At 59.1% G+C, this 12,077-nt stretch carries 9 protein-coding genes; 4 read left to right on the top strand and 5 right to left on the bottom strand.

All coding sequences use genetic code 11. The features are described from left to right. The first annotated feature begins 373 nt into the window (after positions 1 to 373). Together BPSY_RS11060 and BPSY_RS11055 are read left to right on the top strand one after the other, a co-directional pair. Positions 374 to 2,224, top strand: a complete 1,851-nt coding sequence (locus BPSY_RS11060; protein ID WP_051921766.1) for an ATP-binding cassette domain-containing protein — start codon at positions 374 to 376, stop codon at positions 2,222 to 2,224. Next, positions 2,221 to 3,960, top strand: coding sequence for an amino acid ABC transporter ATP-binding/permease protein (locus tag BPSY_RS11055; protein WP_051921765.1), 1,740 nt, complete (start codon positions 2,221 to 2,223; stop codon positions 3,958 to 3,960). Before BPSY_RS11060 ends, BPSY_RS11055 begins: the two co-directional genes overlap by 4 nt. On the opposite strand, the gene BPSY_RS06335 is transcribed toward BPSY_RS11055, so the two are convergent. The 5 genes from BPSY_RS06335 to BPSY_RS06315 all read right to left on the bottom strand — a co-directional run bounded on the left by BPSY_RS06335 (position 3,944) and on the right by BPSY_RS06315 (position 9,898). Continuing rightward, a complete protein-coding gene (locus BPSY_RS06335; protein WP_238556817.1) occupies positions 3,944 to 5,023 on the bottom strand; it encodes a LacI family DNA-binding transcriptional regulator in 1,080 nt (359 codons plus the stop codon). The two genes, BPSY_RS11055 and BPSY_RS06335, sit on opposite strands and share 17 nt — an antisense overlap. Next, entirely contained in the window at positions 5,020 to 5,919 is a 900-nt protein-coding gene (locus BPSY_RS06330; RefSeq protein WP_033496699.1) for a carbohydrate ABC transporter permease, read from the bottom strand. Before BPSY_RS06330 ends, BPSY_RS06335 begins: the two co-directional genes overlap by 4 nt. After that, positions 5,916 to 6,761, bottom strand: a complete 846-nt coding sequence (locus BPSY_RS06325; protein ID WP_202961782.1) for a carbohydrate ABC transporter permease — start codon at positions 6,759 to 6,761, stop codon at positions 5,916 to 5,918. Before BPSY_RS06325 ends, BPSY_RS06330 begins: the two co-directional genes overlap by 4 nt. A 79-nt stretch (positions 6,762 to 6,840) precedes the next feature. Then, positions 6,841 to 8,187, bottom strand: coding sequence for an ABC transporter substrate-binding protein (locus BPSY_RS06320; RefSeq protein WP_033496703.1), 1,347 nt, complete (start codon positions 8,185 to 8,187; stop codon positions 6,841 to 6,843). Between the two features lie 139 nt (positions 8,188 to 8,326). Further along, entirely contained in the window at positions 8,327 to 9,898 is a 1,572-nt protein-coding gene (locus BPSY_RS06315; RefSeq protein ID WP_081884292.1) for a glycoside hydrolase family protein, read from the bottom strand. A gap of 267 nt (positions 9,899 to 10,165) precedes the next feature. On the opposite strand from BPSY_RS06315, the gene BPSY_RS06310 reads away from it, so the two are divergent. Both BPSY_RS06310 and BPSY_RS06305 read left to right on the top strand, forming a co-directional pair. After that, positions 10,166 to 11,272 (top strand): permease, encoded by a 1,107-nt coding sequence (locus tag BPSY_RS06310; RefSeq protein WP_160247981.1) that lies wholly within the window; start codon positions 10,166 to 10,168, stop codon positions 11,270 to 11,272. After that, positions 11,269 to 12,030: a TIGR03943 family putative permease subunit gene (locus BPSY_RS06305; RefSeq protein WP_051921763.1), complete on the top strand. Its 762-nt coding sequence runs from the start codon at positions 11,269 to 11,271 to the stop codon at positions 12,028 to 12,030. The genes BPSY_RS06310 and BPSY_RS06305 overlap by 4 nt, the downstream gene beginning before the upstream one ends. Positions 12,031 to 12,077: the final 47 nt, after the last annotated feature.

Genomic DNA, 12,077 nt, shown 5'->3' with positions numbered 1-12,077 from the left:
CGCGGAAATCCATAGGAGCGTGATTACCGATCCCCGACTACCTGTCCCACAACCACTGTGCTTATTGGGATATGCAGGTATCATCGGCACACCGCCGAATGCCATGCCTCCGCTCCGGTCGAGCATTCGGCACGGACATCGATGCCCATATCGGAATCCCAGAATATGAGATGGAAGCCGCTGGACCATCGTTGTGCGGCCATAACGGCTCGTTCCAAAACTGCGAAATCCGCAATGCGGGCAATCACGGCTTTGTGACTTGCCTCACATTCGTGCTCGCTGTCTGGTGATCCTCCATTGACCGACGCCATGGCATCTCTTACGATGTCTGTCATTACAGGAAGCCATCAACGAACGATAGTGTGCATGAATCATGATCAATAAAGCCTTGCTGCGACTACCCGGTGCCGATCTGAAAGGGGCCCTGCTGATCGGTCTGCTGCAGACGCTCTGCGCCTTTGTGGACAGCGCTATAACAGTGATCGCACTGATGACCGGCGCCACAGCCCTGGGCGTGGAAACGCCGCGATGGCTTGAAGCATTTACTGCGAATATCGAAATATCACTGCTGGTCATGACGATTCTCTTAGTCGTCAGGGTGATCGCCCAGCGACTCGCCACCCATATGACGACCTCCATCTCCAGGCGTATGGCCTCCATGCTTGCGGACGATCTGTACCTGTCACTCTTCGACCCGCAGGAGATGACCACACGCAGCGATCGACAGCCGAAAGAAACGACGCCCCACCAAAGCATGGCCATGCTCTCAACAGAGGGGGTGAAATCGTTGAGCACCTACTTCACGCTCTTCCTGCCGACACTCTTCGAATCGGTGCTGATGCTGCTCGTCGCCGGCATCGTGCTCATTCCCCTGAATCCCATCGCCGCGTTGATCGTCATTCTGGGAATGATCGCCATGCCTTTCGCCGCGAATTTCACCCGTGACAAGGACATCAGGACACAGGTGGAGCATTTGAGGAAGTACGACCGCGTGGGTGTTCGCTTCGAGGAGTCGTTGAAAGGACTCAATACGCTGAAGATCTTCGATGCCGACCGCGAGGAATCCAAGCGACTCGCCAAGGATTCAGAAGGATTCAGAAAGGCGACGATGGCGTTGCTGGGCGGCCAGCTCAAAAGCCTCATCGGATCCGACGTCGTGATCTATACCACGGTCATTCTGGCAACCGTGTTCACGGCTCTGCTCACCAGCGGTCAGACCACCGGATGGCTGCTCAGCGTGGCCGTTGCGGTTACGGGCGTCCGACTGTTCATACCCAGCAGACAGCTGGTGTATCTCACACACGAGGCGACCGTCGGTCTGAAACATGGCAAGGCCATCGCCAAGGCCCGTGAACTGCGCGAACAGCAGCACCAGGACGCTCCTCACACCCGCATGGATGCCGACACCCGAAAGAACGCCGGCATCCCGGAAGATGAGGGACTGCGGGTCGAACACCTCGACTTCAGTTATCCCAATGGGCATCATGCCCTGCATGACCTCAACTTCGACTTCCCCCAGCGGGGTCATCTTGCGATTGTGGGCAGCTCCGGATCAGGCAAAAGCACTGTGGCGCAACTGCTGTCAGGACGCACCGGCGGATATTCGGGATCCATGAGCTTCGACGGCACGGAACTGAGGGACTGGGACGCGCTGCGCTTCATCGAAAACGTGACGATGGTCAGAGGCAGCGACCACCTCTTCAAGGGCACCGTACGATCCAACCTCGATCCCACGAATCTGGGGATATCCGACGAAACCCTCATCCAAGCGCTGGAACGACTTGACCTGATGGATCTCGTGAATGCCCGGGGCGGATTGGACTCCACGGTTCTTGCGGGCGGAAGCAATTTCTCGGGCGGCCAGCGGCAACGGCTGGCGATCGCACGCGCCCTGGTCAGACCCTCACGTATCTACATATTCGACGAGGCCAGCAGCGCGATCGACCGTGAGCATGACCGTGTGGTGAGCGCCCTGATGGACGATCTCGCCCGGCATTCCCTGGTCATCACCGTCACCCATCGTCTTGCGTCCATCATCAACGCCAGGAACATCATCGTGCTTGACCACGGAGAGATCGTCGATTCGGGTGATTTCACCGCACTCCTCTCTCATCAAGGCATGTTCGCACAGCAGTGGGAAGAGCAGGATTCCGTTGAATCGGATGTCGACGGCGGCACCCGCCCGCATTCCTTCACATCCGAAGCGCAGGAGGCAATCGCATGACATCATCAATGACCGGCACGTCATCGGCAACTCGCCCGGCATCACAGAGCACCAGCGCATCCGGCAACACGGCCTCCACTCTGCGCACAGCCAAACGCATGGCCAAACAGATGCTTCCGCTGATCAACGTGGAGTTCCGGGCCATCGCCTGCGGCACGGCCGGGCATCTCTTCTCGGTATGGAGTGTGATGTGCGCGGCCGCCAGCATCATCCTCGGCTTTACGCAGCACACGCCACTCTGGATCCCCTTGGCCGTCGCGGCCATCATTATGGCTCTGCTTCGCGGCCCGCTTGCCTATGGAGAGCAGCTCTTCAACCATCAGATGGCATTCAGCACACTACGGGATATCCGTATCTCCGTCTTCGATACCATGCGCAGACTCGCACCGGCCAAACTCAAGGAACAGGGCAGGGGCAATCTGGTGACGGTCATCACCGAGGACATCGAACTGTTGGAGATCTTCTACGCCCACACGCTCTCCCCCATCGCGATCGCCACGATAACCGCCTTGGTCAATACGGTCGTCCTCGCCGTGCTCAATCCCTGGCTCGGACTCACCGCCCTGGTGTTCTACATACTCATCGCTCTGGTCGTGCCCCTGCTGAGCGCGAAGCCTACATACCGTGCGGCCTTCGCGGAACGACAGGCGCAGGGCGAGCTCCATTCACTCGTTCTGGAATCGCTCGACGGCAGGGAGGAGCTGCTCGCGATGGGGGCCTCCTCCACCACGCAGGCAAGGCTCCGCAGCGCGACCGAAAAGATGCTGGACGCCCGGACGCGTAATCAGCGTGCGGCAGGATGGAACGGACTGGCTACGGAGTCGATACCGCTGATCGCGATCATGGTCTTCGTGACGGTCTCCTCCTGGCTCGCCACAACAGGCCAGGCAAGCACCCTGACGGCAATCGTCGCAATCGCAGGCTTCCTGACCTCGTTCCCGGCGCTGATCTCGGTGGCGCGTCTGGGATCGGGTCTTCAACCAACCATGGCCGCCGCACGCAGGGTCTTCGCACTCTTCGACGAAACACCGGCCGTGGAGGAGACCGAGGATGGCAGCGATCTGAAGGGCTTCGATGCATTGGAGGCCACCTCCTTGGCATTCCGGTACCCCCATGCACGCCATACGACGCTCAGCGATGTGAACCTGCGCATCGTTCCCGGAGACACGATCGGGATACAGGGCGAGAACGGCGCGGGCAAATCGACCTTGATCGACGTGCTGATGCGCTTCCGCGAGCGCAGCAGCGGGGATCTCAGCGTTTCCGGCGTATCGATAGAGGCGGTGAACACACACAGCCTGCGTTCCCAGGAAAGCATGGTCAGCCAGGACACCTTCATCTTCAGCACCAGCCTTGCCGAGAACATCGCGGTGTCGAAACCGGATGCGAGCCGCGAACAGATCGAAGCCGCGGCGCATAAGGCCTGCCTGGATGAGGTGATAGCGGAATTGCCCGGCGGTCTGGATCATGTTCTGGAACGCAATGGGGATGAACTATCCGAAGGACAGAAACAGCGCATCGCCGTGGCACGCGCATTCCTCAGCGAGGCGCCGCTGGTGCTCTTCGACGAACCGACCAGCAATATGGATGCCCTTCTGGAAGGGCAGGTGATGCGCGCCCTGCTCGATCAGCAGGCGGACAGCGCCTTCGTGGTCGTGTCCCATCGCCCCGCCGTACTGGCGTATATGAAACAGGTGCTGACCCTCGATCACGGTCGCCTCAGTCCAACGCGCTGATCGACTCCCTGTGCACGGCCGGGCAGGCGATCAGCACACGATGATCATCCAGATGCACGGGTGGGGCCAGAACGGCATCGACACCCGAGGCACCGAGTTCATAATGCGGCAACGCCACCGTGGAAAGCGGCGGGAGCATATGCGCGGCGATGACTTCCTGATCGTCGAAACCGACGACTGAGATGTCTGATGGCACCATGATGCCGCGATTGCGCAAGGCGTCATACAATCCCATGGCGACCCGATCATTGTGGCAGCAGACGCCGGTGGCACCGGATGCGCGTATGACCTCCGCCACCGCGCGGCCACCCTCCTGCGTCGGTTCGGCATCAACGATCAACGAGGGATCCTCCGCTATGCCCTGTTCGGCAAGCGCCCGGCGGTATCCGGCGAGCCGGCCTGTGCGGGCAGGCGACTCGACCGTCGTATTGATGAAGGCCACACGACGATGCCCCTGCTCCAGCAGCATCTTCGCGGCCGTTCTGCCGCCGTTGAATTCGTCGGGCACCACCGAGATGAGATTCTCGGTATCGCTGTAGCAGTTCACCAGCACGGTGTTCATATCCTTGAGCGACTGCGGCAAGGTGATTTCGTGATGATACCAGGTGGAATACAGGATTCCATGCACCTTGTATTCCAGGAACATGCGAATGGCCTGACGCTCGATGTCCTCGTTGCCTTCGGTATTGACGATCAACAGCACATATCCCTGTTTCCACGCCCGATCCTGGGCTCCGTGGATGATCTGCCCTGCAAAGGGTGTTGTGGCGATCGAATCGGTCAGCAGACCGATGAATTTGGATGTGCCCGTGACCAGGTTCTGGGCCAGGGCATTAGGTCTGTAATGCAGCTCCCGAATGGCGCGGTTCACCCTCTCCTGAGTCTTCACCGCGATACGGGCATTCTTCTTCTCGTTCATGACCAGGGAGACGGTCGATACCGAAACGCCGGCCAGCTCCGCGACGTCCTTCAACGTCACATGCCGCGCATGACGGCCATCACCCATGACCTGCGCGGCATCATCGTCCGCCCCTCCACCGTTGCTCTCCGCCGAAGCTCTCATCCTTTGGTGGCACCCCCTTCCAGCCCCTGGATCATCGCCTTGTTCAGCACCATGAAGATCAGCATCAGGGGGGTTATCGTCACACAAACGGCTGCGAATGTGGCGGTCCAATCAGTATTGCCCATAGCACCAATATAGTTCTGCAAACCGAGGGGTATCGTCTTCAGCCCATCAGACAGGACGAAGGTGTTGGCGAATATGAACTCGTTCCAGATGAAGATGCTGTTGACCAGCACAACCGTCACGATGGTGTTCAGCGACAGGGGCAGCGTTATCTGCCAGAAAATCCGATACGGACCCGCGCCGTCCAAGGATGCCGCCTCGTAGGTTTCCTTGGGGATGTAGTTGTAGAAGGATGAGAAGAGGAAAACGGACATCGGTACGGCGAAGCCTGCAAGCGGGATGATCATGGAGGCGTAGGTGTCGAGCAGGTTGATCTGCGAGTAGTCGATGAACAGCGGCACCAATGCGATCTGCACCGGAACGATGATTCCCAGCAGGAATATTCCGCTGACGATCTTGCTCCCCCGGAAACCGAGCACATTGATCGCATATGCCGCCATCATGCCCATGAGCACGATGAAGAAACTCGCACCGAAGGTCACGATAAGGCTGTTGCGGATGTACACACCCAGATCCCCGGCCTCGAATGCACGGGCGTAGTTCTCCAAGGTGAACTGCTTCGGGATGCCGAAGGGATCACCCGAGGCGAAATCATGCTCAGTACGCAGGCTGGTGATGAAGAGCCACAGCAATGGATAGACCTGGATGATCACCAGAATCGCTATGATCACCCACCGGATCGCGCCGTGGACCGACAGACGCTTGCGACGATGGTACTCGTCTGCCGCCGACGAGGCCGTACGCGGCCCCCCGAATATGCGTGCGATGCTCATTCGTCCACCTTCCTTTTCATGAATACGAATATCAGACCGACGGCAACAAGACACTCGATGACGATGAAGACCGCCATCGCGCTCGCATACCCATAGTTCGTGTTGGTGAAAGCCGTGCGGTACATGTATGTGGTCACCAGCTGCCCGTAGCGACTGTTGCTCAGGAGGTAGGGAATATCGAAGCCTCGGAGCGCGTAGGTGACCGCCATGATGGTCGTGGTGATCCACACCGGTCTGATGTATGGGAAACGGATCTTGGAGAACATCTGCCAATTGTTGACTCCATCGAGTTTGGCCGCCTCCTCCAATTCCGTCGGCACCGCCATGAAAGCCGCGTAGATAATCAGCATGTACAGTCCGGAGAAACGCCATCCCTCCGGGAAGGAGACCGCGGCGAGGATCGTGCTTGGATTCGACAGCCACGCCTGCTGCAGACCGGACAATCCGACCACATCCAGCAGCCTGTTGAGCAGCCCTACCGGATCGACCGAATAGATGCGCTGGAACAGGAAGCCTATGGCCACAGTCGATATCACTGCGGGAAGCAGATACAAGGTTTTGATCAGGTCACGTCCCTTGGTGATCTGCAACAGCAGGGTCGCGACCAATAACGCACCGCCCAGCTGCAAGGTCAGGCAGATGACGAGGTAGATCATCGAATTACCGAAGGCCTGCCAGAAGACCGAATCGTTGGAGAGCATCTGAACGTAATTGCTGAATCCCACGAATTTCATGTCGCTGATGCCATCCCAGCTGAAAAAGCTCAGCACCAGGGATTGCACGACGGGAAGCAGGACGCCTGCCCCATAGAACAGCAGGGGCGGCACAAGGAAGATCAACACTGATTTTTTTGATCTGGAAGGTAACATCATGGGCCTTTCTCGGGGAGAGGCCGGAAGTGGCGGCCTCTCCCCTATGGGATCAATCCTCGGCGAAAGCCTTCGGACCGTTTTCCGCTATGACTTTGTCCATCGTGGAGATGAATTCATCGACGCTGACGTCACCCTGCACCAGCAACGGCAGCTCCTGCTGCAATCTGGTATTCGACGTCGAATCCAGCTGCGTGTCCCACGGCATGGCCGTGGTCTGACCTACGTTGTCCGCATCCTCGAACAGACGCTTGTACAGAGGTGTCGCGTTATCCGGAATCGTCGGTTCGACATTCGTCGTCGGGGATATCTGACCGGATGAACCGTAGACCTCCGGATATCTCTTCAGCGCGAACTCCAGGAAATCCCTGACAAGCGGATCGAAGGACTGGGAGTTGACGGCCATGCCGATTCCCGAAGGTGCCACGTATTCGTTCTGTGCGGTCGCGGAATTCTCGATCACCGGAAGATGGAAGTAATCGACGTCATCGCGCACTTCGGAATTGAGCGAGTCGGTGGCCAGAGCCGAGGCGTCCCATGAACCATCGTTGTATATCGCCGCCTTGCCGGTGGTGAACAGGGCCTGAGCATCCGAATAGCCGGTGGACGAGAAACCCTCCTGGAAGCATCCGGCCTCGCCGAGACTCGCCATCCACTCCACCGCCTGGCGTCCGACCTCATCGGAGAGTTTCGCCTTGCCGCGTTTGAGCTGTTTGATGTAGTCCCCGCCCGATGCTCTGAAGGGATAGTAGGCCATATACCGTTCCAAAGGCCACATATCCTGTCCGTCGAGCGCGATCGGCGTGATGCCTTTGGCCCTCAGCGCCTTGCAGACCTTGGGGAAATCGTCGAGTGTGGCGGGCACTTCGACGCCCGCCTGTTTGAACAGGGCCTTGTTGTAGAAGAAGACCTCGACCTGTGATTCAAAGGGCACCATGTACAGGCTTCCGTCGTCGAAACGCTGGTAATCCAAAGCCGATGTCCGGTATTCGTCATACAGATTCATGTCTTTGAGCAGTTTCTCGATATTGATCATATTGCCGCTTGCAGCCAGCTTCTGGGCGAATGGCGTCGCATCGATGTCGAAGAGCTCGGGGAGTTTCTTCGCGGCGGCCAGTGTCTCGAGTTTCTGGATGTAGGAGGGCCGATCCGGTGTGGTGATCAGGTTGAGGGAGAATCCAGGGTGCTTCTTGGCGTATTCCTTGGCGATTTTGTTCATCGCGGTGATCACGCCGCCGTCTGCCGGACGTGAGAGCAGCCAGGAGATCTCCCTGGCCTTGATGTCCCCGGTGGGATTGATGTTGTTTGCATCCTGAACGGATGCACCCGTACCGCAGCCGGAAACGATAAGGGCCAATGCCGATACCGCCGCCACGGTTATGGTTCTGAGTGTTTTCATGAGTAATCTCCGTTGATTAATGGTGTGCATTCAGAAGTCGGATATGAATGGTCCGCATATGTCTGGATATACGGGAATGAGGAAAGGGAGGGAGAAGACAGAGGAGGGAGGCATTGCCGTCGCCATCAGACGCATTCGCTTAGCTCATGACCGCACCCCCCGCAAGCTCATCGTTCCGGATATCCGGATGCAGAGGCGCATTCACATCCGCGGCACCCTCCGTGCCTGCATCCGTCTCGGATCGACGTGGGCATGCACCGGTATCCGAGGGGATTGTGTCTCCCACGGGATAGGCGTGCGCGACAACCGTATCGAAGGACGTCCGTCCGTCGTTGGAGAACACCCCGAGGGCATTCCCCCATGACTGTTCCATACGGCAGCTCACCGTGACCTCGTCATCCAGACAGGCCACGAAGATGTCATCCTCCATCACGATATTGAGTTCATGGTGTCCCTCGGAAAGATCACACGGACGCTCCAATTCCAGCAGATAGGGCACGTCCCCGGAGATCTGCCACTGCTCGTCACCGGTGCGCAGCCGTGGCCAGCGATCGATGACCATGCGTCCGCGTTTTGGTTCGACACGGAGGATATGACCCGAATCCCCGTCGGCGCTCGCATGGATGATCACACCGGCATCGGCCTTGTCGGCGCCTACCGTGAACCCCACGCTTATCCGACAGGTGGCGGGAATGTCCCCGCTGAGCATGTGGGAGGCGTAGCCATCCTCCCTGCCGAGCAGCAGGCCTTCGGCGGATAACAGTTCCTCCCCCTGCTCATTGAAGGATCCGAGGATCTCCCGGGGAATGGAGAAGGCCAAGGTCCCATCCTGACGCTGCCGGGCTTCCAGAACCGACATGGATCCGGCCCATTCATAGGCCCCGTCATCGCTGGATCCTTTTCTCGTCGGGATCCAACCGAAGAAGAATCGTCTTCCCTGCCGCTCCGCGGTTTTCGCGGCATAGAAACCCCTGCCATCCACCGTGTCGGCATCGGGCGCCCTCCAAGGGCCGAGGCGATCCCTGGACATCCGGTATCTGGTGGCGAAGGCATCCGAGAATTCCGAATACACGAGATACCACCACTGCCCCCAGCGGAAGACCTCCGGGCATTCGTGGGTGATGAAGCGTTCCGGCGCCCAGAAGGGCTCCGCATACTCCCAACGCTGGAGATCCTTCGAGACGCATTGCGCCGTGAGCCCGCGTCGCCTGCTCGGCCCGGTCTTGTCCCTGGCGGCCAGCAGCATCCGCCAGAGCCCGCTTTTCTCGTCATAGAACACGAAGGGATCGCGCCAGTCGGCACTCTCATATGCCTCCGGCGCACCGAAGGTATCCTGGGGGCGTTTGTCCCAATGACGCATGCCATCGTGGCTGATCGCATGCATGACCAGTTGGAGGGGCAAGCCGTCTGCACCGAGATTCCTGGGGTTCTGGCCCGTATAGAAGAGGTGGTGCACGCCCTCGCCGTCCACGACGACACTGCCTGTGTAGGCGTTGAAATCCGGGGATTGCGGTGACCCGTGAAGCAGCGCATCGCCCTGATCGTGGTACTCCCGAAGATCCTGTGTGGTCACCAGACGCCAGCTCATGCCTTCACGGGGGTTCTCCCTGCGCTCATGGAGAAAAAACAGCTTGAATGTGCCGTTTTCCTCGAAAGGAATGATGTCCCCGACCCAGCCTTCTTCGGGGGTAAAGAAAATGCGACCCGACATAATAGCCTCTTTGCTAAAACGTTTGAATTCTATGATTACGCTACATATTACGGATTCACCAGCGTTTGTCAAACTCCAAGAGAACCGCATGATTGCAACTGCTCAAACGCTTTATCTTTCAGGCCCTCGGAGGCGACACGCCGCATCGAGACCGGACAGGCCGAGGAGCGCTGAAGAAGGGTCATACGCACCCGCTGACCGCCGCCGGCGCTTCCACCCAATCCGCACAGACAGAAGCATCACCCCGGTTATAGAATGACCGATGTGATGCGTACCAGATTCCAGTTCGGCTTTCAGACCTTCCTCCTTGCCACGGTCCTGGCTGCCGGCATCATCATCGCCTCCCCGCTGATCGATACGAGCGGATTCCCCATGACCGGCATCATCACCGGCGTCGTGGGGCTGCTGCTGCAGGCTCTGCCCTTCCTGCTCGTCGGTATTCTGATCTCATCCGCGGTGGAGACCTTCATCACCCCTGCGTTCATCGAAAGACATTTTCCCAAATCCACAGCCGCGGGCATGCTGGTCGCATTATTCGCGGGATTCTGCATCCCGGTGTGCGATTGCGCCACGGTACCCGTGTTCTCAAGACTGCATCGCAAAGGGGTGCCCCTTCCTGCTGCCATCGTGTTCCTGTGCGCGGCACCGGTCATCAACCCGATCGTGATCTGGTCCACCATCTTCGCCTTCCCCGACCGCCCACTGATCACCGTTGCCAGGGTCTCCTTCGGCATCATCACGGCATTGATCGTCGGCGTGACCTTTGTGATCCGCCCGGCCGACAGACATCTCTTGCGAGAGGATCTGAGGACGATCGACCATGCCCACGCCGGCGGCACCCGGCACTCCGGCATCCAGCAAGAATCGGCAATCGCCCCCGGCGGCGATGTGGATTCCTCACCGCAATGCGCGAGCTGCACGACCGTACCGGAGACAACGAGGACGGCAGGGTGGAGAACGCGTCTCATCAGCTATCTCAACCACACCCGCAACGATCTGTACACGATCATGCCGTATATGCTCGTCGGCATCCTCGTCGCCTCATGCGTCCGGGCCTTCGCGGGCTCCTCAGCACCCTCCTGGTTACAGGGGTACGGCACTCCGATAGCCATTGTGGCGATGATGGGGCTGGCATTCCTGAGCTCCCTGTGCTCATCCTCGGACGCCGTCATCGCCAGGAGCATCAGCGCCTTGTTCCCCACACCGGCGCTGCTGGGCTTCCTGATCTTCGGCCCGATTATGGATTTGAAGAACGTGCTGATGCTGCGCTCGATGTTCACCAGACGCTTCGTCTGGCGTCTGGGCATCACCGTTGCCATCACCTGCTTCATGCTGATGGTGGCCCTCGCCCTGTTCCTGGAGCTGATCCGATGAGCGCCGTCGCCGTATCCCCCTCCAGAGTGAGAAGCAGGCCCACGCTGCTGAACCGCATGGAGGGCTGCTGCCTGCTGCTTCTGGCGGCATCGATGGCCATACTCATAGCGACCGGGCGCTATCTGTCCTTCGTCACCCCGCGCAGCCTCCCCTACATCATGTTCGCCATCGTGGTTCTTGCCGTGCTCGGGATAGCCTCCTGGCTCGGATGGATCACCGCCGACAAGCGCACGCTGCGCTCCTGTTTCGCGCTGCTGGTCGTTCCCGCACTGCTGTTCCTGCTGCCGGTCTCATCCTCCCAGTCCCTGAACGCCTTCGCAGGGAGCAGGGCCATAGCGATCCAGACAAGCCAGTCCTCGACGAAGCTGCCTGGTCTGGACGCCGGGAACCGTCGCATCACCATCAGTGATGACGATTTCGGCTTCTGGTACAACCAGATAGACAAGCATGCGGAGGAATACATCGGCTACACCGTTGTGCTCAGTGCACAGGTCAGCACCAATTCGGCTCTGGGCAAGGGGCAGTTCACCGCAAGCCGCATGCTGATGACGTGCTGCGTGCTGGATATGACGGCATTCGGATTCACCGTCGACGCCTCGGATGGCACCATCCCGAAAACGGATAGTTGGGTTCAGGTCACAGGAACCTTGGAGCGCGGGCGTATCGGGAGCGCCTCGCAGGGCTATGAAGGCCTGATCCTCAAAGCGTCATCGGTGGGTGGCGCCGACTCGGCAACCGGCTATTTCTACTACGCTTAGGAGCCCTTCGCAGAAGCCCCCCAGGTGTGGAAAATACCGGGAAAAAC

Source organism: Bifidobacterium psychraerophilum, assembly GCF_000741705.1.
Taxonomy (GTDB): domain Bacteria; phylum Actinomycetota; class Actinomycetes; order Actinomycetales; family Bifidobacteriaceae; genus Bombiscardovia; species Bombiscardovia psychraerophila.
This window is presented reverse-complemented; position numbering and strand designations above follow the sequence as displayed.

Excerpts from the sequence above, each read along its gene's own strand:
- BPSY_RS06315 (WP_081884292.1), bottom strand. The coding sequence starts at position 9,898 with ATGTCGGGTCGCATTTTCTTTACCCCCGAAGAAGGCTGGGTCGGGGAC.
- BPSY_RS11055 (WP_051921765.1), top strand. The coding sequence starts at position 2,221 with ATGACATCATCAATGACCGGCACGTCATCGGCAACTCGCCCGGCATCA.
- BPSY_RS11060 (WP_051921766.1), top strand. The coding sequence starts at position 374 with ATGATCAATAAAGCCTTGCTGCGACTACCCGGTGCCGATCTGAAAGGG.
- BPSY_RS06305 (WP_051921763.1), top strand. The coding sequence starts at position 11,269 with ATGAGCGCCGTCGCCGTATCCCCCTCCAGAGTGAGAAGCAGGCCCACG.
- BPSY_RS06335 (WP_238556817.1), bottom strand. The coding sequence starts at position 5,023 with ATGAGAGCTTCGGCGGAGAGCAACGGTGGAGGGGCGGACGATGATGCC.
- BPSY_RS06310 (WP_160247981.1), top strand. The coding sequence starts at position 10,166 with ATGCGTACCAGATTCCAGTTCGGCTTTCAGACCTTCCTCCTTGCCACG.
- BPSY_RS06330 (WP_033496699.1), bottom strand. The coding sequence starts at position 5,919 with ATGAGCATCGCACGCATATTCGGGGGGCCGCGTACGGCCTCGTCGGCG.
- BPSY_RS06320 (WP_033496703.1), bottom strand. The coding sequence starts at position 8,187 with ATGAAAACACTCAGAACCATAACCGTGGCGGCGGTATCGGCATTGGCC.